This window comes from Flagellimonas aquimarina (assembly GCF_003149745.1).
GTDB classification, from domain to species: Bacteria; Bacteroidota; Bacteroidia; order Flavobacteriales; family Flavobacteriaceae; genus Flagellimonas; species Flagellimonas aquimarina.
Window position 1 is genome coordinate 1336976 of the sequence record NZ_QGEG01000001.1, and the last position, 20819, is coordinate 1357794.

A 20819-nucleotide genomic window follows, 5' to 3' on the forward strand; every position below is an offset into this window, starting at 1 on the left:
CAAGCTTAGCCCTTAACAACAACTAGGGGCTTGATTTTTGCGACTTTTTTTGCAATTCCGGAGATGTTAACCGTATCAACAACGCTGTTTACATCTTTATAGGCTATGGGTGCTTCTTCCGCAATGCCCTTAAATGAACCAGCTTCTATAAAAATACCCCTTTCTCTAAGTTGTTCTTTAAGAACGGGTGCATTTACTTGTTTTTTAGCAGCTGTTCTTGATAATCTCCTTCCTGCTCCATGACAGCAGGATCCAAAGGTAATGTCATAACTTTTTGTGGTACCGGCCAGAACATAAGAGCAGGTCCCCATACTGCCTGGAATTATTACAGGCTGGCCAACAGCAATATATGCATCTGGAAGCTCTTCAAAATTAGGCCCAAATGCCCTTGTTGCACCTTTTCTATGTACAATTACTCTTTCGTTTTTTCCATTTATGACATGGTCTTCAACCTTCGCTATATTATGGGCAACATCGTACATAAGTCTTAATTGCCCTTTTTCCTTGCCAAAAAGGGTTTCCCAGGCATTTCTAACCTCCCATGAAATGATTTGCCTGTTGCACCATGCATAATTGGCGGCAGCGCACATGGCCTTGAAATAATTTTGCCCTTCTTCAGAATTGAATGGTACACAGGCCAACTCTCTATCTGGAAGTTTTATGCCATATTTCTGCATTGCATTTATCATGATTCTGATATAATCGGTTGCCACCTGGTGTCCTAGACCACGTGATCCAGTATGAATCATCACCACGATTTGATTTTTATGAAGCCCATAGGCTTTGGCACTTTCGTTATCATAAATTTCTTCAACAACGTCAACCTCTACAAAATGATTGCCGGAGCCAATGGTCCCCAACTGGTCGGTTCCCCTATTTTTGGCCATTTGGGAAACGCAGCTTGGATCTGCCCAAGCTAACCTTCCCTTGCTTTCAATGTATGCAAGGTCATCTTTATGGCCATAACCTTGTTTAACGCCCCATTCAGCACCGCGGTGGAGTACTTCATCCATTTGCTCCGAAAAAACGCGTATTTGACCACCTTTGCCCATTCCGGAAGGTATTTTGGCGTATAATTCTTTTCCTAAAGCCTCAAGATCTTCTTTTATGTCTTTCATTTTCAGTGATGAAGTCAACAAGCGCACGCCACAGTTAATGTCATAGCCAATGCCGCCTGGAGAAATTGCCCCATCTGGATAAGAGGTGGCAGCAACCCCTCCAATGGGAAAACCGTAACCTTCATGCACATCTGGCATTACCAATGAGGCTTTCCTAATACCAGGAAGTGTTGCTACATTGACCAATTGATTAAGAGATCTATCTTCAATGATATCATCCAGGATTTGTTCTGAAGCAAGGATTCTTGCCGGCACCAACATATCTTTTCTAAAAGATGTAGGTATTTCCCAAAGGTAATCTGTAAGTTTTTCTATATGTTCCTTTGTTACCTTTTGCATAATCAGAGATCGAAAATGATACATGTTTCCAAGTTTCCATCTTCGTTTCTGTGAATATATGCTTCATGGTAGGTTATTCCTTTTATATCTTCATCAAAATTACCAAACCAAGTCCCATACAGCTGTGCTACAAGCTTAGTATCTGAAATATAGCAAAAGTATACGCCACAATAAATGGATTTCTGGACATTGGTAAGTGCCAAAACCTCAGATAGGAAATCAATTAATAAGTTGGTTCTATTGGCCGAAGTGATTTCTATGGTCATTTGGCTATCAAATCGGTTTACTTTGCCGCAAAACCCTTCTTTAAGGATATCGTTCATCCCCTTTAAACCGTTCTTAAACAATTCTTTAAGGCTGGCTCCCTCAACTTTAAGGGCTACATCGGCGGTATGTGAAAGATATTCATAAATCATTTTTTCAATGCCTTTACCACTACAAAAGAGCCCTCTCCAAAGCCTTTTTTAGGAAGTTGTATTTCATTTATCTCGTTTAATTTTCCAAAGAGGGTTTGGTTAAATGCCAATTCTTTGAATCCTTTTTCGTTCAGCATTTTCTCAATACGCCCAACAGGATAGAAATGGGCATTTCTATAAAAGGTACTATGCCCTCTTTTTTCTTCATACTGTTTTGCAATTTCCTGGTCCTTGTCCAAAAAACCAATGATTATCGCTCCATTGGTCTTAAGAACCCTATGGGCTTCTGATATTGCCTTACCAATGCTACTGAAGTGACAAATGGTAACAAAAAGAACAAAATCAAAAGTTAAATCTGCATACGGTAATCTTTCCGCGGTGCCTTTCAATACTTCAATACCCCGTTTTTTTGCCTTTTGCGCCATTGCGGAAGAAGGTTCTATACCTTCTTTGATGCCCAAGGGTTCAGAAAACCTTCCTGTTCCCAGACCCACTTCTATTCCTCGAATGTTTTCTGGTAATTTTTGAAGTTGTTCTTTGATTGCCTGTATCTCGGACATATATACTTTGGGGTATTTGTCATACCAAGACTCATATTCATCAACGTTATTCTCAAATATTTTTTTTGAACGTACCATAATTGTATTTAATCAACAAATAATAAAGCGGCAAACAGCATAACTGTTCCAAAAGAAGAATAATGCTGCTGGTATTGTGTTATTTAGGTTGGTTTCCTAAAAGAGGGCATTCCCTTGGCGGGGTTATTAGGACACTACATTCATTTAGGTACCTAGGGAATGCCTACTCCAATTTTAAGCTGTGGAGGGTTCATCAAGAATGCCAAAACATACTTTGGCATTTACACGATACTCTTCAATTTGGTTGTTGTTTACCGTAACCTGCATATCTTTTATATATACAGATTTAATGTCCTTTACGGTTTTTGATGCTTCAGTAATGATGTTCTGAACAGCATCTTCAAAGCTCTCAGTGGAGTTTCCCAAAATTTCTATGACCTTTAAAACTGACATGGCTGTTTTTTTAAGATTAACAAATTGGATTATAAAAATTTTCCATTTTCATCCGTTTTCACTCGTACAACTTTATCACCGTTGACTAGTTTCAATTTATATTTTTTGGTCACACTTTTGTCTTCATGATAGTTGACCAAATAAACATCTTTGGTAATGGTCCAGCCAGGAAATCTTTCATAAACAGATTCTTTAACCGACCTTGGGAGATTTACGTCTTTAAACTTTTCAGCTGTTCTTAAAAGCTTACCATCTTTATCATAAGCAGCCAGTATTCTTCCTTCAGGTATGTAGAAATTAACCTGGTAAAGATCATAGTCATCTTGATAATACTCAGAATTTTTCAAATCGAAAGCAGCTACTTTTCTTTCTAGCAGTTCTACAGGAATTGAAGCAACTTCTTTTGTGTTCACATTGGTCAGATATTTATAGTTTGTCGCATATACTATGACCTCGGAAAGCTCTTCTGTTTTAATGATTTGGGCATACGATTGGGCGGTTAGTCCAATAATAAATAAACCAAGCAATAATTTTTTCATGATATTATTTTTTAATTAAAAACTAGATTAATTAATGAACATAAGCTTGTCCATTTTCCTTAAAAGTATCTCGTATGTCCCTCGTGCCAAATGACTTGGGTCAGTCAGGATTTTAAGACGGAAGCCATCAAAAAAACTGAACTCTGATATTTGAATTAATGATTAAGGTCATTCCATCATAGAAAGGGTACCGCTAATTTTGGGATGTAGCCAAAATGAGATGACGAAACCACCATTGGCAATCTGATTCAAAAAAATGAGTAGTCTTATTAAAGAATTTAAGGAGTTGGGAATCAATGATATTCCTTTTGTTGGAGGTAAAAATGCTTCTTTGGGTGAAATGTACAATCAACTTACTTCCAAAGGAGTTCGGGTTCCTAATGGCTTTGCAACAACCTCTAGGGCCTTTTGGGATTTTTTGGATGAGAATTCCCTTAGAAAACCTTTGGAAGAGGTATTGGCCCAATTGGATGTAAGAAAATATTCAAACTTGGGAATGGTCGGAAAAAGAGCCCGTAAACTCATACTGGATGCAGAACTATCCGCTGAACTCACCAAGGAGATTATTGAAGCCTATCAAAACTTATGCGGACAAGCTCAATGCGCTGTTGCGGTAAGGAGCAGTGCCACGGCTGAAGACCTTCCCACTGCCAGTTTTGCAGGACAACATGATACTTTTTTAAATATTGAAGGACAAGCACCCCTACTGGAAGCAGTCAAGAAGTGCTTTGCTTCCCTTTACACAGACAGGGCAATAAAATACAGGGATGACAAAGGTTTTGAGCACAGCGATGTTGCCCTGTCTGTAGGCGTTCAGAAAATGGTGCGGGCGGATAAGGGATGCTCAGGGGTCGGTTTTACCATAGAACCGGAATCTGGTTTTGAGAATATTATACTCTTGTCCGGAGTTTGGGGGTTAGGGGAAAATATTGTCCAGGGCACTATAAACCCTGATGAGTTTTATGTATTCAAACCTACACTAGAGCAGGACAAATACCCAATTGTCCAAAAGAAAATGGGAGATAAGAAATTGACCATGGTCTATTCACAATCTAAGGATGGAGCATCAACGAAAAATATAACCACCCCCCTCTCAAAACAACGGCAATTTATACTTACTAACAATGAGGTTATCCAGCTTGCCAAATGGTCCTTGTTGATAGAGAAACATTATAAAGGCCCTATGGACATTGAATGGGCAAAAGATGGGGTTACCAACGAGCTGTTTATCATTCAGGCCCGTCCAGAAACGGTTCATCATACAAGAAACAAAAATTTTCTACTGGAATATACCTTACTTGAGAAGGGAGAAATACTGACCAGCGGAAATGCTGTAGGAGCCAAAATAAAGATGGGAGCAGCTAAGCTTTTAAAATCTCCAAGAGAAGCTTCTATGTTGGATAAACATCATATCATAGTTACGGATACTATAAATCCAGATTGGGATCCTTTGCTAAAACAAGTAGGAGGAATTGTCACCAACAAAGGAGGTAGAACAAGTCATGCGGCCATTGTGGCTCGTGAACTTGGTGTTCCTGCCATAGTTGGCTGTGGCAATGCCACCAGTAAGATCATAGATGGAGAGGTAATTACATTATCATGTGCCCAAGGAAAAATGGGTTATGTCTACAAAGGAAAATTACCGTTTAAAACGAGAGAAATTGATTTTTCCAACATAAAAATGCCAAAGACAGAGGCAAAGTTAATTTTGGCCGATCCAGAAAATGCGTTCCGTCTTTCTTTCTATCCCAATTCTGGAGTTGGGCTATTGCGAATGGAATTTATCATAACCCATTCCGTAAAAGTGCATCCCATGGCATTATTAAAATTTGACAATGTCAAACATCCTGAAGACATCAATGCTATTAATGAACTTACCCAAAATTACAAGGATAAGAAAGAATACTTTATCGACCATCTATCACAAGGAATTGCAATGATCGCGGCAAGCTTTTATCCCAAAGAGGTTATTGTGCGCTTGAGTGATTTTAAGACCAATGAATATGCTAATCTTATAGGTGGACGGGACTTTGAACCAGAAGAGGAAAATCCCATGCTAGGTTTCAGGGGAGCTGCCAGATACTACAGCGATTTGTACAAGGGAGCGTTTGCTCTGGAGTGTGCTGCTATTAAAAAGGTTCGCGAGAGCATGGGTTTGGATAACCTTAAGGTAATGGTACCTTTTTGCAGAACCTTGGAAGAAGGAAAAAAAGTTGTGGGTTTAATGGCAGAAAACGGATTAAAACGTGGAGAAAAAGGATTGGAAATCTATACTATGGTAGAAATACCCAGCAATGTAATCTTAGCAGAGGAATTTGCAAAAATCTTTGATGGATTTTCTATTGGTTCCAATGACCTTACACAACTCACTCTGGGAATAGATCGGGACTCTGAACTTATGGGCAATCTTTTTGATGAAAATAATCTTGCGTCCAAACGTATGATAGCCATGGCCATTAAAAAGGCAAACAAAACAGGCACAAAAATTGGGCTTTGTGGACAGGCACCGAGTGATTTTCCGGAGTTTGCCTCTTTCTTGGTCAGAACGGGAATAGATAGTATTTCTTTTAATCCAGATGCACTTTTGCAAGGTATAGAGAACATCAATATGGCGGAAAAAGGTTTGATGAAACTTAAATCGACTTCAAATCAAAGTTTTTAAATCAGTTTTTTGAACTATTGAAACAAGGAAAAACAAGTGCAAAGGAACAATATGAAGAAAAAAAAGAAAAAAATGTATCCAACTGACCTAGGTCAGTTCACACCTTGGTTGGGTGTTGTACTTTAGCCAAACGATTAATGAAAGTATAGTTTTTTGAAAAATATTGATTTATGATGTTGCAAAGCAAAGTAAATCATAGTGAAGGATTCAGCGTGATTGATATGTCAAAATTGACCCCTAGATTATTTTAGCAATAAAATGGCTTAAGGATTGATTGAAAGCATGACTTGAACAAGAAGAATTCATAGGAAGCAGGAGGCCTTTGGTTTCCTGCTTCTGGTTATACCAATCTCTAATTGGTTTATGATACGCTAAAAATCATTTCACCCTTTTACAAAAGCATTTGAAGCACATAGATATTGAATGATATTCATCATTTTAGAATCTCCTGTTCCTTTCTACATTTATTCAATTCCTTACCATCAAGTATGAAGGCAATGCAGCACCTTTTTCAATCTTTGGACACGAGTGTTCCCATTTGGGACAGCACTTTTATGGTAGCCCCTTTGGTTCTTATCGGAACCAAGGAAGCAGATAACTATGACATGGCGCCCAAACATATGGCGGGCCCTGTAGGGTTTGACAACTACTTTGGATTTGTTTGCACACCAAAGCACGCCACGTACCACAACGTTTTAAAAACCAAATTTTTTACCGTTAGTTTTCCACTGCCAGACACCATTGTTGCAACCTCCCTTGCCGCTTCACAAAGGGATACGGTAATTTCTAAATATAAAAATGTTCTAAAAGCCCTGCCGCTGGAGAAAGCACAGACTATGGATGCCATGTTCTTAAAAGATTCTTATTTGCGTCTGGAGTGCGAATTGTTCAAGGTCATTGATGGGTTTGGTGAGAACAGTATTATAACCGGAAAAATAAAAGTAGCACAAGTGCTTGATGAATATAGGAGAATCTCCGAGAGGGATGAACAGGATCAATTAGTTAAAGACCCACTTTTTGTCTATATCTCACCTGGAAGATTTGCCAAAATCACCAAGACCTATAATTTTCCATTTCCCAAAGACTTTAAGAGATGACATCCAAGACCGAGCTAAACGCCAAAGAAATATTGGATTATTTTAAGGTGAACCAAAAAAAAATGATCAGTTTTTTGGAACGGTTGGTTGTTCATGAATCTCCTTCTGGCAATCATGACTCCCAAGTAAAAATTCTCAAATTAATTGGTGGAGAACTGAAAAAATTAGGATTCCATGTAATGTATTTTCCAGGAAAGCAAACCGGGGGACATTTATATGCTAGACCTCAAAACAGATTTAAGGACAAGCCTTTACAATTGATTGTTGGGCATTGCGATACTGTATGGGAGATGGACACGCTGTCAACAATGCCGATTAGAGAAAAAAATGGAAGAATGACCGGCCCTGGCATATATGATATGAAGGCAGGGCTGACGCAATTAGTCTTTTCGCTTAAGGCAATAAAAGAACTGGGATTGTCCATTTCATTGGAGCCGATAATTATCATCAACTCCGATGAGGAAATTGGAAGCAGGGAATCCACACAAACAATTTCCCGCATCGCCAAAATCACAAAAAGGGCCTTTGTACTGGAACCCCCATTGGGTTTGGATGGAAAATTAAAAACAGCCAGAAAAGGTGTTGGAAGGTTCACCATAACCGTTAAGGGAAAAGCAGCACACGCCGGATTGGATCCAGAAAAGGGAATCAATGCCATTGTAGAACTTTCAAATGTTGTCCAGCAATTGTATGCTATGAATGATTTTGAAAACGGAATCACTGTAAATGTAGGTATGATCCAAGGTGGAATCTCTGCCAATGTGGTTGCCCCGGAAAGTAAGGCCGTCATAGATGTCAGGGTTTTAAATCAAGCGGATGGTGATAAAATCACTGAACAGATTTACGCATTAAGACCATCTATGCCAGATGTGGAACTATACATTGATGGAGGTATTGGCAGGCCTCCTCTTGAGCGCACAGAACGCAATCGGTTGTTATGGCAACTTGCAAAAACAAAAGGGGCATTATTGGGGTTGAAGCTAGAAGAAGGTATTGCTGGTGGCGGGTCTGATGGCAATACAACAAGTATGTACACGGCCACTTTAGATGGATTGGGAACCACCGGGGATGGCGCCCACGCTGTCCATGAGTTCATCTTCTTAAATGAGTTGCCGGTAAGAACTGCACTGTTGACTCTTCTTCTGTTGGCAAAAGCAATTAATTCAAATTAAAGAACAGTACTATGAATCATAAATATATCTATACATCCTTAACTCGAATTTCTGACTTGGCCGAGAAAGATTTTACATTTAAAAAAATAGAGCGCGATAAATGGAAGACTGGGGACTATGTGGCATGCAAAATAATAAATGCCGGCGGTGAAAGTCTAAAACTGGAACTTCCCAATGGAAGAATGCGAGGGGTTATTGCCGGGGAATCACTTATTGGAGCTTTAGGTGAACGTTTTGCTACACTGGAAGCTACAGGTAGTTGGAGAAACGTGACGGATGATTTAAAGATGAGCGTCTTGACCGGTGCAGGTCTGTTGGGAAAACTAACTTCAAAATCGATTTTTATTCCCAAGATGATAAGGGTGTTGTATACAGGCCATGCTTTCAGGAGAGAGGAAAAAGTGACTATGGATAGTTTTGTAAAACCTATAGGAACAGTTCCTTTTGATACTCCGGTAATTCTTTTTGTGGGGACATCCATGTCCGCTGGAAAAACTACATCTGCCCGTATAGTGACCAATCTATTCAAACAAGCGGGGTACAACGTGGTTGGTGCAAAACTTACAGGAGCAGGGCGTTTTAAAGATATTCTTGCTTTTAAGGATGTTGGCGCGGATAAAGTATTGGATTTTGTTGACGTTGGGCTTCCATCTTCTATCTGCCCCAAAGAAACATATCAAACTAAATTGGAGCAAATGCTTAGTAGAATTGCTATTGAAAAAGCAGATGTTGCTATAATAGAAATTGGGGCCTCTCCCCTTGAACCCTACAATGGAGACAGTGCTATTGAGAGGATTAGAGAACATATTCAATGTACCATTTTAAGTGCATCTGACCCATATGCCGTATATGGACTCATGAAGGCATTTAATATCACACCTGATATCGTGACCGGAATAGCTTCTAATACGCTGGCAGGAATACAAATGGTGGAAAAGCTCTGCGGAGTAAGGGCACTAAATTTGATAGATTCTACTACGACAAAAAAGTTAAAAAAAATATTAACAGCCACTACGGGGTTCTCACTTAAACCAAAATGAGACTTACTAAAAATGCTACACAGATTCTAAACGCCAGATATCTTAAAAAAGATATTAATGGGAAAATAGTTGAAACTCCAAACGCGCTTTTTAGAAGAGTGGCAAAACACATTTCAAATATTGAAGAAATCAATAGAAAGGAGTGGGAAAACACCTTTTATAAAGTTATGGTAAATCTTGAGTTTCTACCAAATTCGCCGACTTTAATGAATGCAGGCTTGCCCAATGGACAGTTAAGCGCATGTTTTGTCCTGCCTGTTAAAGATAGCTTGAATAGCATTTTTACCACCCTTAAGAATGCTGCATTGATTCATCAAAGTGGAGGTGGAACGGGATATAATTTTTCCAAACTTAGGCCTAAGGGTGATGTGGTCACTTCATCAGGTGGAACTTCATCAGGTCCTATTGCTTTTATGAAAATATATGATGCCGCAACAGAATATGTGAAGCAGGGAGGGAAAAGAAGGGGGGCAAACATGGGTATTTTAAATGTGGAGCATCCAGATATTGAAGATTTCATCAAATCAAAATCGGATAATGTTAGTTTAAGGAATTTTAATATTTCTATCGGTATATCAGATAGATTTATGCGCGCAGTGCAATTAAATAATGATTGGGAACTCATCAATCCAAGAAACCATACCGTTCATAAAACGGTAAGGGCTTCTGATATTTGGCAAACTATTGTTGAAGCAGCTTGGAAAACTGGAGATCCTGGGCTTATTTTTTTGGATACCATCAATAAGGCCAATCCCATTCCAAAACAAGGTGGAATTCAAACCACAAATCCATGTGGGGAAGTACCCCTCTTGGACCATGAAAGTTGTAATCTAGGATCCTTGAATTTGATAAAAATGGTTAAAACTTTAGATGGAAAGTGGAAAGTGGATTGGGATAAGCTAGAACAAACTATTGCCACTACTATACGGCTTTTGGACAATGTAATCTCAGCAAACCATTATCTATTGCCCCAAGTAAAATCCAAAACCACCAAAAACCGCAAAGTAGGGCTTGGTGTTATGGGCTGGGCAGAAATGTTGATTATGTTGGGGTTGCCTTACGCCTCGGACGAAGCAGTGCAATTGGGAGAAAAACTAATGGCATTTATTCAGTCTAAAAGCTATGATGCTTCAAATGCACTGGCCAAAGAACGTGGAACCTTTCCTAATTGGAATGAGAGTATTTATGCAACGGAAAAACGCATGCGGAATGCTACATGCAATAGTATTGCCCCCACCGGGAGTATCTCGGTTATTGCCAATACATCTTATTCCATAGAACCACTTTACGCATTGGCTTATAAAAGAGTGGGAATTTTAGAAAATGAAACACAGATGGAAATTAATCCTGTGTTTTTAGAAAAGATGGGACTACTTGGACTTTGGACAGAAGAACTCAAGTTCGAAGTAATGAAAACTGGAAGCATTCAGCAGGCGAAATCCGTTCCAAAAAAAATAAGGAAATTGTTTGAAACAAGCCTTGAAATCCCATGGAAATGGCATTTGTTGCATCAGAGGGCATTTCAAAGATATACAGACAATGCAGTTTCCAAAACCATTAATCTTCTGGAAAAAACCACCAAACAGGAAATTTCAAAGATTTATTTCACCGCATGGGAATATGGTTTAAAGGGAATTACAATATATAGAAATGGTAGTAAACCAAATCAAGTCCTACAAACCTGTAATTTGAACAAGGATGACGTTTGTTAGACAGCTTTTTATAAATGGTCCCATAGTTACAAGATGAGATTTGAAAGAAACACAGGGAGAATAGTTTTTCTATTTAGTTTAACGGGCATTTTTGTGTTTGTTATTTTATATGTCCTTGCAGCATTTAGATACCCTGGAGGTTCGTATGCGGACCCTTTGTATAATGGGTTCAGTTTTTGGAACAATTACCTGTGCGATTTGCTGGACACGTATACTATAGGCGGACAACTAAATGCAGCGCGCATTTATGCTCGTTTGGCTCTATTGATATTGTGTGTCAGCCTAATCATACTTTGGTTTCACTTGCCCAAACTATTTCCATTCAAAAACAACAACCAACTTTTAATGCGTACTTCTGGGATAGCTGCTTTGGTGGTCATCTTGTTCTTGGCGGCAGGAAATCATGATGTTGTTGTCCGTATAGCCGGAGTATTTGGGTTTATCGCTTTTATATCAGCTTTTATTGAACTGTACAGGGCAAAGTTTTACTTTCTTTTAATACTGGGAATTTTTTGCTTGGTAATCTTTTTTATCAATTACTACATCTACGAGACAGGTATTTATATCGGAATGCTTCCCGTAATTCAAAAGGTGACCTTTGTAAGTTTTATATGTTGGTTTTTGATGCTGAATATTGCGTTGTACCAAAGATTAAAATCAAAAACTGGGAATAATGTGATTGAAGGTCAAAATCATTCTGGTGGGTGATATCTTAATACATACATAAATAAGCTGTTTGTAATTGATTTTTAATGACTTAGTTCTTTTTTTACTCAATTAATTTGCGTAAATTATAGAGATACGTCTTTGCATAAGATTTAGAACTTAAATATAAAAAATCATGAACCCACTGTTGTTGTTATTCATCATTTTAGGCATAATTCTGCTAGCTGGAATCCGAATCGTTTTTGAATATAAAAGAGCGCTAAAATTTCGTTTTGGAAAGTATGTGAAAACCTTACAACCTGGTTTTAGATGGGTCATTCCCATAGTTGAGACTATCCAAATAGTTGATATTCGTGTTATCACCATTAATGTGGTATCCCAAGAGGTAATGACTGAGGATAACGTACCCTGTAGCATTGATGGGGTAGTCTTTTTTAAAATAAAAGACCCTGAAAAAGCCGTATTGGAAGTAGAGGAATATTCATTTGCCATTACACAACTTTCGCAGGCAGCACTAAGGGATGTTTGTGGTAAGGTAGAGTTGGATACCATTTTGTCCAAGCGAGAGGAAATGGGGAAGAACATTAAGACCATTGTGGAACTGGAAACACAGGAATGGGGTATTGAAATCATCGATGTAAAAATCAAGGATATCCAATTGCCAGAAAATATGAGGAGGATGATGGCCAATCAGGCGGAAGCCGAAAGATCTAGAAGGGCACGAATTATTTTGGCTGAAGCTGAAAATCAAGCTGCTGGAAAATTGCTTGAGGCGGGTAAGTTGATAGATCAATCACCTTCGGCAATTAAGTTGAGGCTTTATCAGACGTTGTCGAATATAGCGGCTGAAAAAAATTCAACAATTCTTTTTCCCTTTCCAGAGGAAGTGTTGCCAAGAGATTCAAAAAAAAAGGTTGAAAATTGAGTTGTAGAACTCATCTTGTGGTGTAAATTTTATAATCTTTTTTTGTGCTTGGAAGATGGGTAAATACTATTATACATATCCCAAGTACAGAATAGAGAAAGTGAAGTACATCAAATCCAATTTTAAAGATGAGTTGCGAATTAATCCAAAGTACGAGTATTATTCCAATGTAATATGAAAATGCCCAAGCCCAGTGGTATTCTTTATAAGGATTTAGCTTTTCCAACCATTTTATCTTTGGTTTTTTAATCAATCCATAAAAAGTAAGTGCCGGAAATAAACCGAGCACAATGAACAAAAACAATCCTGGGATCAAATAATTGGAAAAAGGTGATTGCTCCAAAAGGTATAAGGGGATGCCCATACCACCACCACTAGGATCAATAATCATACTGAATCCAGATGGAATGGCTCCCACGAACTGGAAAAGAACAAGAAAAATAAGAATATAGCTTGAAATTGATTTTTTCATGGTTTTTTCTTTTTATCAAACAAGATTGATGCAGGTGATTTCTGGACGCATGCCCAATCTGCCGGGGAATCCAAGCCAACCCAAACCTCGGTTAACATAGAGGTATTGATTATTCTCCTTATAGGTGCCGGCCCAATGCTCATATTTATATTTTATTGGACTCCATTTTTTGTTTTTTAGATTTATCCCTACCTGCATACCATGGGTATGGCCAGAAAGCGTAAGGGCAACATCGGTGCTTTTTACCACTTCCTCTTTCCAGTGCGTTGGGTCATGGGAAAGCAATATCTTAAAGGGAATATCAAATGTATTTCTTAATGCCATCTGTAAATCGCCATATTGTTTAAAAGGAGGAGTTCCCCAGTTTTCCACCCCAACAATGGCAATCTTTTCTTTTTCTCTTTCAACTATTTCCGTCTCGTTCAGCAAAAGTTTAAATCCAATATCGTTATGGAATTTTTTGATTGCTTCAAAATTGGCTTCTTTTGCTTCAATTGATTCCCATTGGTCATAATCACCATAATCATGGTTTCCCAAAATAGAGTACTTTCCTGTTTTAGCTGATAATTGTTTGAAAGTGGATTCCCATCCCCTCAATTCCCAAGCAGAATTGTTGACCAAGTCGCCGGTAAAAAAAATAAAATCGGGTTCCAAACGGTTGATCAACACAACGGCCCTGTCAAAAACGTGATAGCGACCATTAAAACTCCCTAGATGGATATCAGATATTTGAACGATGCGCAATCCCTTAAATTTTTGCGGCAGTATATCAAATTCTATTTCAACATGATGAACCTTAAACCTATATAAAGACCTAAAAACACCATATATAATCACAGAGAAAGGAAAAACACCTGAAAATAGACCAACCAAGGGTATTACAACCAAGGACTCACTTTCAGAAAAAACATAATTGGTGAAATGGAGTGAGGAAATAACAATTACAAAAATAAATTTCGGAACGAAGGACGATACTGTAAGGCCATATAATGAGGATATAAGCAAATACCTTCGTTTCTGGGAAATGCTTTCCAGTCGTATCTTTAAGGTTAAGATTGCCACAAGCAAACCAACGGTAAAGAACCAAAAAAGCACGTTGATCAAGCTCTTAAAGAAAGGGGAGGCGATAAGCTGTGTAATGGATTGAAGCCAGTAAAAAGCAAGTATATCAACAAGGAGTATTGCTAGACAAAGTAAGAAAATAGCAAAAAAAGAGTATCTACGCATCGTTTGGTCTAGTCATTTGGTTTTGCCCATATTTGCTGAGTCTTCGCTTGTCCTTTACTGCCCAGTATATTCCTTTTACACCTGCAACCCAATTCTTGTACATGAAAATCAAGATAATCTCCTCCACTGTTTCCAATACACCCAATACAATCATAAAATAAAATAGCCAATAGACTGGTTCAAAAAATAAGAGCCAAAGAATAAATGTTCCTTGCACAATGGCAGACAGTTTGGCAAGGTAGGTGTGAAACGCAGTGGGTTTTCCATATTTTTTAAGGGCAATACCCATTTGCACCAAATAGGGAATAAAAGCAATCAATATTAAAACCAGATTTTTTATAATAAAATCCGGTTCAAAAAAAACAAGACCAATTAAACCAATTACCAAGGTAACCTGATCCCCAATAGAGTCTATCTGGGATCCTCGTGCACTTGTTATCTCAAGAGTTCTTGCAATAAATCCATCAATAGCATCTGTAAGGTAACTCACCAATAAAAACCAAGAAAACAATTCCCGCTCGCCAAGCCATATCAGCACCAAAAGAAAAGGTGCTGTGGCAATACGATAAAATGAAAACCAATCGGCGATATTGTACTTTTTGAATACTGTCATAGGTATGGCACTATTAGCATCTTTTGATGCGGTTCCAATCAAATACTGGTTCATAGAAGCTTTCGACCTTTTGAATATGGTTTGTTGAAATATCGAAATGGATGATGGACACCATGTTCCGGCTATTTTTTTAATTCCTTTTTGAGAATGTTTCTAAAACGGGTAGCACTCAAGTAATGATCTTCCAATAATCTCCCATTGTGCAAGAGATTGAACACGCCATACCCAGATGGGGCATTTTTTGCTTCTTGCGCGGTTTCAATTTTCTGCACTTTCAGGTCAATGTCAAAGTCCATTGCGGTATTTAAAAGTGCTTCTACAGATTTTTCATGCCAGGGGCATTGGTCTGCATACAATAAATGCCAACCTTCGTATTTTTTTTGCTGAAGTGTCCAGTCCAATAGTCTAGGGTCTGCAGATGGGTGCCACTGTTTTGAAAGGAATTCAAATCGGCCTCTTTTGTCAACTTGTGTAAACCCATTTTTTTCAAAAATACTTTTATTGGCTATCCAGGTACCTTTGCTTGTCATAACGCAAAGGCCATGTTTTTTCATTGCCTTGGCTTCTTTTTCAACTTCATTTATAAGCATGGATCCGTGTGCTTTGTTCCGGTCACTCTTGGAATAAACAACGATACAGTGAATAAATATAAAACCATCTGCATCAATGGGACGCCAGGCATATTCTGCTGGAACATATTCTATAAACCCAATCATTTTATCGTCGGCATTCTTTAAAATTTTCATTCGCAACCCCTCTTTGTACCTTTTTGCGAACCATTTTCGCTTGCTCTCAAATCCCGGATTGCTAATATCTCTGACACAAAAGAGCGTTTCCTTTGTTACGTTTTTGGGTGTTACTTCCACTATTTGTAATTGACTCATTATACTTCGTTTATTTTTTAAGATAGTTCCTGTGTTTTTTTAGACCATCATTAACCATTTTAATGGTGGCGGCACTTGTGGTTGTGGCACCAGATATGCCATCTATTGCCGTATTGCCCTTTACAACAGTCTTGCCTGCCTGATTTAATGCAAAGGTGTTGGCTTCAAAATCTATTTTGGCTCCTACAAATTGATTCTCAAAAGATGAAAACGATATTCCGTCCCCATAGCCTTCAGATTCCGCTTTATGATCAAATTCAATTTTTTTGATTTCCAGAGTGGTTCTATCCACTAGCAGTTTTCCCCATATAGTTCCACCGTATCCTTTTTCAAGTGCTAAAAGCACGGTGTAGTCGGTGTTTTTTATTTCAAATATGGGAAGAGCATTAGATTCCCCTGATTTTAGTGTTCTCCTATAAAGTGAAACTGCTTCTTCCATAGATATGGATTCCATCATTCCTTCTTTATCGATTGATCTAAAATGAACCAAAGTATTTACATTAGTAGAGTCTGTTAAGGAAATATCCGCAAATAGGGCTATTTCCCTTATTATTGGAGATAATTTAATAACCTCTTTCTCTTTTTTTATTTCTTGCTTTGGTGTTACAACATCGGTTTTTTGCTTGCAGCTCCAAAGAAGTGGAACCAAAACCAAGAATACAAGTTTTCTTTTCATAGCTCTTGAAGAATTTTTAGGTTTTCAAATTTGTTAATATCGATTCCGAAATGCTTTAATGCTCTCATGGCCCTTAACGTATTCCATCGGCTGGGTTTACCTGCCTTTTCCATCTCAAAGTGTATTTGTCCGGGATACTTTGCCTGAACATTCCAGGTACCATCTTTGTTTTGTTTTTTTAATAAAACCTGCATGGCAGCTTGCATTCGGTCGTCCCATGGAAATTGTGCATATTGGAAATAGTCTAAGGCACTGAGGATATCATATCGCCAGCGTCTTGGGTAAGACAGTTTCAAAAAATCTTTGTTGATGATTTTTCCAGTCCTGTCCGATAGATATAGCTGATGATGCAGAATAAATTCTTGTGAGGATCGGATAGCTTTTTTGACATCTCCCAACCTATACGTATATCCATTATATCCGTATTCTGTAAGACCTTCCAGCACAGAAAGCGTGGTGTGGAGCGAACTGTGTTTTGCGCCCGAACGATTGGACCGGCAGTTGAAGCCACCATCTGGCATTATTTGGTTCAAGATACAGTTGACCACCGGCTTTAAATCGTTTTCATTTGTTTTGAAATATGATGCATAGTTCAAAAACATGCCATTGATGCATAAGTCACTTAATCTGTTTTTGCCAATAGGTAAAATACCCCCATCATTTGCCTGTTCATTTTTAAGAATGATTTTTAGGGTTTTTTGAATGGCTGCATTGCTTTGTGCAATACATAGGTTCCTTAAATCAACCAGTGTATAATGTGTTGATGTCCATTTGGGGTGGTAAAATTTGCTTCCCCAATGCCCATTGGAATTACGTTTGGACAAAAATTTGGTTCCCCAACCTTCAAATGCAATCCTACGTCTAAGGTCTTCACATTCCATGTTCAAAAGGTCGCGATGTACCTGATATTGTATGGATATATCACCTTCTAAAAGCCATGCTATGATTTCTTGATTGTTCATTTTTTCATGGTTGACAGCCCTCTTATCTTATTAGTTGCTTAAACAGTTTTACTAAAATATATGTGAAGGGGTCATATTGAAATGATAACGGTCATCCTAGCGAAAATTAAATAAAAAACAAGGTTTTTAAGTGATACAGGTCATTGTAGGCAGATGGCGCAAAAAATACCTTTAAATAAAAATAGAATACCATGAGAAATACAGTTTTTTTGGTTGGTTTTCTCCTATTGGTCTCCTGTTCAAGTACACAGTTTGTAGACAGTTGGAAGAATCGTGAGATTGCCTCTTTCAATCCGCAAAAATTACTTGTTGTTGGTATAACAGATAACCTGACCGCGCGGAAAATCTTTGAAGAAAAACTACAAAAGTCCCTAATACAACGTGGTATAAATGCCCATGTAAGTACTAGGGTAATTGATGAGTCCTTTGTTGATTCTAAAAGGAGTGAACAGGAGATTGAGGCAATGACCCAAGAACTAATGAACGATGGTTTTGATTCAGTAATTGTTACAGCGGTGAAAGGGGTAGACGACAAAACACAATATAGCTCAGACTATTATACGTTGGGCTATAGGTGGTATAGGTTTGGCGGTTATTGGTATACCTATCAAGATGTATATTACACACCAGGGTATTACACCAATTACAAAGTATACCATGTAGAGACCGCTATCTATAATCTAAAAAAAGGTGATGCTCGGTCTTTGGTATGGGTAGGTTCTTTTGACATTGTAAATCCACAAGATATTACTTCTACAGTGGATGATTACGTAGCAAGGATAATTAAGCAAATGGACCGGGAAAACTTAATAAACAAACTTTAAAGCACACATTATTTTGGCTAAGAGGCGGCCAAGGCAATTTCCACCATTTTGTTAAAAGAAGTTTCCCTTTCCAAAGCGGTTAGCCGTTCACCTGAGACCAAAGAATCTGAAATGGTCAATACGGTCAATGCTTTAACATTATATTTAGCGGCAATGGTATAAAGTCCGGCAGTTTCCATTTCTACACAAAGAATGCCATATTGAGCCCATAATTTGTATTCTTCTGGATTGTCTTCATAAAACTCATCTGATGAAAGCACATTGCCGGCTTTTATTGGAATTCCTCTTTCTTGGGCATAGTTTACTGCTTTAATAAAGAGGTCGAAATCGGCCGTTGGAGAATAATCAGAATTGATAAACCTTGAATTGTTCATGCCAGAGGTGGTTGAGGCCGCCATTGCCAATACAACATCGTTCAATTTTACATCTTTTTGATACGAACCAGCCGAGCCAACGCGAATAATATTTTTAACCCCATAATCTTTAATGAGTTCGTGAAAATAAATCATGGCAGAAGGCATGCCCATACCACTTCCTTGTACTGAAACTCTTTTACCATTATAATGCCCTGTATATCCCAACATGCCCCTAACTTTATTGTAACAAAAGGGGTTTTCAAAAAAAGTTTCTGCTATCCATTTGGCGCGCAAGGGATCTCCCGGCATTAATACAGTTTCTGCAATTTCTCCTTTTTTGGCTTCTATATGTATGCTCATCCAAGAACTTTAGGTTTATAATAGTAATGATGGACCTGAGGAAGTACCTATACGAGACACACCAAGATCTATATATTTTAATGCACTTTCTTTATTCTTAATTCCACCAGATGCTTTTATCTTAACCTTGTCACCTATTATTTTTTTTATAAGTATAACATCTTCGTACGTGGCTCCTCCTTTTCCAAATCCGGTAGAGGTTTTTACAAATTCCGCACCAGAATCCATAACAATTTTACAGGCAGTTTCCTTTTCTTTATCTGTAAGGAAACAAGTTTCTATAATTACTTTTAAAACTGTATTGCCAATGGCTTTTTTCACCTTTTTAATATCGTTTTCAACAAATTCGCCTAAGCCAGATTTTAAATAACCTATGTTGATGACCATATCAATTTCGTCTGCTCCATTACTTATGCATTCTTTAGCTTCAAAAACTTTGGCCTCAGTGGTCATGGCTCCCAAGGGAAACCCAACTACTGCTGCCAATTTAACAGGACTTCCATTAAGTTCATTTTTTGCCAAAGCAATGTGGCAACCATGCACGCAAACCGCATAGAGTTCATATTTGATGGCATCAGCACAAAGTTTTTTAATTTCGGCAATTGTAGCTGTTGGCTTCAATAAGGTATGGTCAATATAATCCTCTAAGTGCATATATTCCGTTTGGGTAGCATTAACTGTCAAATAGCAGCTTTAGCTTATAAATGATAAGCATTTCAGACTTGTTTTTTCCTGCAAAAGAATTTGCTATAGCCTCAGCCGTATCTAAAATTAACGCTTTTAATTTGGGAGTAAACTTTTTAGGGTGCTCTTTATAGAAACCCTTGAATTCATCAAAGTAATCACTGCCGTCTTTTTCTTCGCCCTGTAACCAATCAAAAACAATCTCTATCTGGTACGCCGAATCTGTTTCAAATTCATCTTCAAAATCATCAATATCCAACCAGTACTGTCGAACATATTTTCTCAGTCGTTTTACTTCTACCGGTCTAACTTTTTTATCGGTCATGGCCACCGCATAGAAGAGTTTGCCCAGGTTTTGGTAATATTCATTACCAATTCTCTCAGAATTTAACATTTTGAACTAGTTTAACTATTCAAAAATAGCCTTATTGGATTTGTCTTTTTATGACAAAAATCAATTATTGGATATATTGAGGGGCAACCAATTCTGGTTGGCAAATACTTGGCGATGTTGCTATAGGATATATAATTCTTTCCCTTCTTTTCTTGTACACTAAATCCAGAAAGTGCCGGAACCATTATAGTTAGTGCTCATTTTAACTAAATAAGGTTTTAAATTAGTTGCTCCTTCTCCGTACACCTGTATTGCTTCGCCCTCTATTGGAATTATTTTCTTCGTGATAGCGTCTAATATTATCCCCGTGATAGTCCCTTATCCGTTCATACCTAGATCTTCTCAGGTTATAGCTACGGTAACGCGGCGGTAATACATTTCGTCTTACCCATATACCACCATCAAGATAAATGTAGGTTCTGGCCGACAAATCATAATAGATGCTGAATTCTGGAAAAAAGACATATCTAACGGTTTCTATTCTGTTCGGGTAAAACCAAGGGGGCGGCGGGTCTGACAATCTGTGCGATACAATAACAGGGCCGCAACTTTGTAACAGTGCGGCTAATGCAAAAAATGCCACCGTGGATAAAATGAATTTTTTCATCACAAATTATTTTATTGAACAAAGTAATGGATTCGGCATCCCC

At 38.1% G+C, this 20819-nt stretch carries 23 protein-coding genes; 8 read left to right on the forward strand and 15 right to left on the reverse strand.

Features of this window, described 5'->3' with window-relative positions:
• Nucleotides 1-5: 5 nt before the first annotated feature.
• From DKG77_RS06130 to DKG77_RS06150, 5 genes are all read right to left on the reverse strand, one after another.
• Nucleotides 6-1457, reverse strand: coding sequence for an RtcB family protein (locus DKG77_RS06130; RefSeq protein ID WP_109661167.1), 1452 nt, complete (start codon nt 1455-1457; stop codon nt 6-8).
• 2 nt (nt 1458-1459) lie between these two features.
• Complete coding sequence (locus tag DKG77_RS06135) at nt 1460-1873, reverse strand: archease (RefSeq protein WP_109661169.1); 414 nt, start codon at nt 1871-1873, stop codon at nt 1460-1462.
• Nucleotides 1870-2511 (reverse strand): class I SAM-dependent methyltransferase, encoded by a 642-nt coding sequence (locus tag DKG77_RS06140; RefSeq protein WP_109661171.1) that lies wholly within the window; start codon nt 2509-2511, stop codon nt 1870-1872. The genes DKG77_RS06135 and DKG77_RS06140 overlap by 4 nt, the downstream gene beginning before the upstream one ends.
• 174 nt (nt 2512-2685) lie before the next feature.
• Nucleotides 2686-2904, reverse strand: coding sequence for a dodecin family protein (locus DKG77_RS06145; protein ID WP_109661173.1), 219 nt, complete (start codon nt 2902-2904; stop codon nt 2686-2688).
• 29 nt (nt 2905-2933) lie between these two features.
• Entirely contained in the window at nt 2934-3443 is a 510-nt protein-coding gene (locus DKG77_RS06150) for a nicotinate-nucleotide adenylyltransferase (RefSeq protein ID WP_109661175.1), read from the reverse strand.
• A gap of 256 nt (nt 3444-3699) precedes the next feature.
• Here DKG77_RS06150 and ppsA point away from each other — a divergent pair, with 256 nt between their 5' ends.
• The 7 genes from ppsA (at nt 3700) to DKG77_RS06185 (ending at nt 12717) form a co-directional block, all read left to right on the forward strand.
• Nucleotides 3700-6105: a phosphoenolpyruvate synthase gene (ppsA, locus tag DKG77_RS06155; protein WP_109661177.1), complete on the forward strand. Its 2406-nt coding sequence runs from the start codon at nt 3700-3702 to the stop codon at nt 6103-6105.
• A gap of 497 nt (nt 6106-6602) precedes the next feature.
• On the forward strand, nt 6603-7202 hold the full coding sequence (locus tag DKG77_RS06160; protein WP_243414863.1) for a flavin reductase: 600 nt from the start codon (nt 6603-6605) through the stop codon (nt 7200-7202).
• Nucleotides 7199-8374 carry a M20 family metallopeptidase gene (locus DKG77_RS06165; protein WP_109661181.1) on the forward strand — a complete coding sequence of 392 codons (1176 nt, stop codon included), beginning with the start codon at nt 7199-7201 and terminating at the stop codon, nt 8372-8374. The genes DKG77_RS06160 and DKG77_RS06165 overlap by 4 nt, the downstream gene beginning before the upstream one ends.
• Nucleotides 8375-8385: 11 nt before the next feature.
• Complete coding sequence (locus tag DKG77_RS06170; protein ID WP_109661183.1) at nt 8386-9414, forward strand: hypothetical protein; 1029 nt, start codon at nt 8386-8388, stop codon at nt 9412-9414.
• Nucleotides 9411-11126, forward strand: a complete 1716-nt coding sequence (locus tag DKG77_RS06175; protein ID WP_109661185.1) for an adenosylcobalamin-dependent ribonucleoside-diphosphate reductase — start codon at nt 9411-9413, stop codon at nt 11124-11126. The genes DKG77_RS06170 and DKG77_RS06175 overlap by 4 nt, the downstream gene beginning before the upstream one ends.
• Nucleotides 11127-11159: 33 nt before the next feature.
• Nucleotides 11160-11834: a hypothetical protein gene (locus DKG77_RS06180; RefSeq protein WP_109661187.1), complete on the forward strand. Its 675-nt coding sequence runs from the start codon at nt 11160-11162 to the stop codon at nt 11832-11834.
• A gap of 133 nt (nt 11835-11967) precedes the next feature.
• Nucleotides 11968-12717: a slipin family protein gene (locus DKG77_RS06185; RefSeq protein ID WP_109661189.1), complete on the forward strand. Its 750-nt coding sequence runs from the start codon at nt 11968-11970 to the stop codon at nt 12715-12717.
• A gap of 10 nt (nt 12718-12727) precedes the next feature.
• On the opposite strand, the gene DKG77_RS06190 is transcribed toward DKG77_RS06185, so the two are convergent.
• The 6 genes from DKG77_RS06190 to DKG77_RS06215 all read right to left on the reverse strand — a co-directional run bounded on the left by DKG77_RS06190 (nt 12728) and on the right by DKG77_RS06215 (nt 17551).
• Nucleotides 12728-13189 carry a hypothetical protein gene (locus tag DKG77_RS06190; protein WP_109661191.1) on the reverse strand — a complete coding sequence of 154 codons (462 nt, stop codon included), beginning with the start codon at nt 13187-13189 and terminating at the stop codon, nt 12728-12730.
• Between the two features lie 15 nt (nt 13190-13204).
• Nucleotides 13205-14416 (reverse strand): metallophosphoesterase, encoded by a 1212-nt coding sequence (locus DKG77_RS06195; RefSeq protein ID WP_109661193.1) that lies wholly within the window; start codon nt 14414-14416, stop codon nt 13205-13207.
• Nucleotides 14409-15083: a CDP-alcohol phosphatidyltransferase family protein gene (locus DKG77_RS06200; RefSeq protein WP_243414864.1), complete on the reverse strand. Its 675-nt coding sequence runs from the start codon at nt 15081-15083 to the stop codon at nt 14409-14411. Before DKG77_RS06200 ends, DKG77_RS06195 begins: the two co-directional genes overlap by 8 nt.
• Before the next feature lie 68 nt (nt 15084-15151).
• Nucleotides 15152-15913 carry a GNAT family N-acetyltransferase gene (locus DKG77_RS06205; RefSeq protein ID WP_109661194.1) on the reverse strand — a complete coding sequence of 254 codons (762 nt, stop codon included), beginning with the start codon at nt 15911-15913 and terminating at the stop codon, nt 15152-15154.
• A 10-nt stretch (nt 15914-15923) separates the two neighbouring features.
• The gene (locus DKG77_RS06210) at nt 15924-16589 is read right to left on the reverse strand and encodes an FMN-binding protein (RefSeq protein ID WP_109661196.1); all 666 of its coding nucleotides are present in this window, start codon (nt 16587-16589) and stop codon (nt 15924-15926) included.
• On the reverse strand, nt 16586-17551 hold the full coding sequence (locus tag DKG77_RS06215; RefSeq protein WP_109661198.1) for a prenyltransferase/squalene oxidase repeat-containing protein: 966 nt from the start codon (nt 17549-17551) through the stop codon (nt 16586-16588). Before DKG77_RS06215 ends, DKG77_RS06210 begins: the two co-directional genes overlap by 4 nt.
• A 191-nt stretch (nt 17552-17742) precedes the next feature.
• On the opposite strand from DKG77_RS06215, the gene DKG77_RS06220 reads away from it, so the two are divergent.
• Nucleotides 17743-18375 carry a hypothetical protein gene (locus tag DKG77_RS06220; RefSeq protein WP_109661199.1) on the forward strand — a complete coding sequence of 211 codons (633 nt, stop codon included), beginning with the start codon at nt 17743-17745 and terminating at the stop codon, nt 18373-18375.
• A 17-nt stretch (nt 18376-18392) separates the two neighbouring features.
• On the opposite strand, the gene deoD is transcribed toward DKG77_RS06220, so the two are convergent.
• From deoD to DKG77_RS06240, 4 genes are all read right to left on the reverse strand, one after another.
• The gene (gene deoD / locus DKG77_RS06225; protein ID WP_109661201.1) at nt 18393-19091 is read right to left on the reverse strand and encodes a purine-nucleoside phosphorylase; all 699 of its coding nucleotides are present in this window, start codon (nt 19089-19091) and stop codon (nt 18393-18395) included.
• Nucleotides 19092-19106: 15 nt separating this feature from the next.
• Nucleotides 19107-19745, reverse strand: a complete 639-nt coding sequence (gene deoC, locus DKG77_RS06230; protein ID WP_109661485.1) for a deoxyribose-phosphate aldolase — start codon at nt 19743-19745, stop codon at nt 19107-19109.
• A gap of 19 nt (nt 19746-19764) precedes the next feature.
• A complete protein-coding gene (locus DKG77_RS06235; RefSeq protein ID WP_109661203.1) occupies nt 19765-20169 on the reverse strand; it encodes a hypothetical protein in 405 nt (134 codons plus the stop codon).
• Nucleotides 20170-20392: 223 nt separating this feature from the next.
• A complete protein-coding gene (locus tag DKG77_RS06240) occupies nt 20393-20776 on the reverse strand; it encodes a hypothetical protein (RefSeq protein ID WP_109661206.1) in 384 nt (127 codons plus the stop codon).
• Nucleotides 20777-20819 lie beyond the last annotated feature (43 nt).

What these genes read in the sequence shown, in the direction of transcription:
- DKG77_RS06130 (WP_109661167.1), bottom strand. Translation starts at nt 1,457, where the DNA reads ATGCAAAAGGTAACAAAGGAACATATAGAAAAACTTACAGATTACCTT.
- DKG77_RS06135 (WP_109661169.1), bottom strand. Translation starts at nt 1,873, where the DNA reads ATGATTTATGAATATCTTTCACATACCGCCGATGTAGCCCTTAAAGTT.
- DKG77_RS06140 (WP_109661171.1), bottom strand. Translation starts at nt 2,511, where the DNA reads ATGGTACGTTCAAAAAAAATATTTGAGAATAACGTTGATGAATATGAG.
- DKG77_RS06145 (WP_109661173.1), bottom strand. Translation starts at nt 2,904, where the DNA reads ATGTCAGTTTTAAAGGTCATAGAAATTTTGGGAAACTCCACTGAGAGC.
- DKG77_RS06150 (WP_109661175.1), bottom strand. Translation starts at nt 3,443, where the DNA reads ATGAAAAAATTATTGCTTGGTTTATTTATTATTGGACTAACCGCCCAA.
- ppsA (WP_109661177.1), top strand. Translation starts at nt 3,700, where the DNA reads ATGAGTAGTCTTATTAAAGAATTTAAGGAGTTGGGAATCAATGATATT.
- DKG77_RS06160 (WP_243414863.1), top strand. Translation starts at nt 6,603, where the DNA reads ATGCAGCACCTTTTTCAATCTTTGGACACGAGTGTTCCCATTTGGGAC.
- DKG77_RS06165 (WP_109661181.1), top strand. Translation starts at nt 7,199, where the DNA reads ATGACATCCAAGACCGAGCTAAACGCCAAAGAAATATTGGATTATTTT.
- DKG77_RS06170 (WP_109661183.1), top strand. Translation starts at nt 8,386, where the DNA reads ATGAATCATAAATATATCTATACATCCTTAACTCGAATTTCTGACTTG.
- DKG77_RS06175 (WP_109661185.1), top strand. Translation starts at nt 9,411, where the DNA reads ATGAGACTTACTAAAAATGCTACACAGATTCTAAACGCCAGATATCTT.
- DKG77_RS06180 (WP_109661187.1), top strand. Translation starts at nt 11,160, where the DNA reads ATGAGATTTGAAAGAAACACAGGGAGAATAGTTTTTCTATTTAGTTTA.
- DKG77_RS06185 (WP_109661189.1), top strand. Translation starts at nt 11,968, where the DNA reads ATGAACCCACTGTTGTTGTTATTCATCATTTTAGGCATAATTCTGCTA.
- DKG77_RS06190 (WP_109661191.1), bottom strand. Translation starts at nt 13,189, where the DNA reads ATGAAAAAATCAATTTCAAGCTATATTCTTATTTTTCTTGTTCTTTTC.
- DKG77_RS06195 (WP_109661193.1), bottom strand. Translation starts at nt 14,416, where the DNA reads ATGCGTAGATACTCTTTTTTTGCTATTTTCTTACTTTGTCTAGCAATA.
- DKG77_RS06200 (WP_243414864.1), bottom strand. Translation starts at nt 15,083, where the DNA reads ATGAACCAGTATTTGATTGGAACCGCATCAAAAGATGCTAATAGTGCC.
- DKG77_RS06205 (WP_109661194.1), bottom strand. Translation starts at nt 15,913, where the DNA reads ATGAGTCAATTACAAATAGTGGAAGTAACACCCAAAAACGTAACAAAG.
- DKG77_RS06210 (WP_109661196.1), bottom strand. Translation starts at nt 16,589, where the DNA reads ATGAAAAGAAAACTTGTATTCTTGGTTTTGGTTCCACTTCTTTGGAGC.
- DKG77_RS06215 (WP_109661198.1), bottom strand. Translation starts at nt 17,551, where the DNA reads ATGAACAATCAAGAAATCATAGCATGGCTTTTAGAAGGTGATATATCC.
- DKG77_RS06220 (WP_109661199.1), top strand. Translation starts at nt 17,743, where the DNA reads ATGAGAAATACAGTTTTTTTGGTTGGTTTTCTCCTATTGGTCTCCTGT.
- deoD (WP_109661201.1), bottom strand. Translation starts at nt 19,091, where the DNA reads ATGAGCATACATATAGAAGCCAAAAAAGGAGAAATTGCAGAAACTGTA.
- deoC (WP_109661485.1), bottom strand. Translation starts at nt 19,745, where the DNA reads ATGCACTTAGAGGATTATATTGACCATACCTTATTGAAGCCAACAGCT.
- DKG77_RS06235 (WP_109661203.1), bottom strand. Translation starts at nt 20,169, where the DNA reads ATGTTAAATTCTGAGAGAATTGGTAATGAATATTACCAAAACCTGGGC.
- DKG77_RS06240 (WP_109661206.1), bottom strand. Translation starts at nt 20,776, where the DNA reads ATGAAAAAATTCATTTTATCCACGGTGGCATTTTTTGCATTAGCCGCA.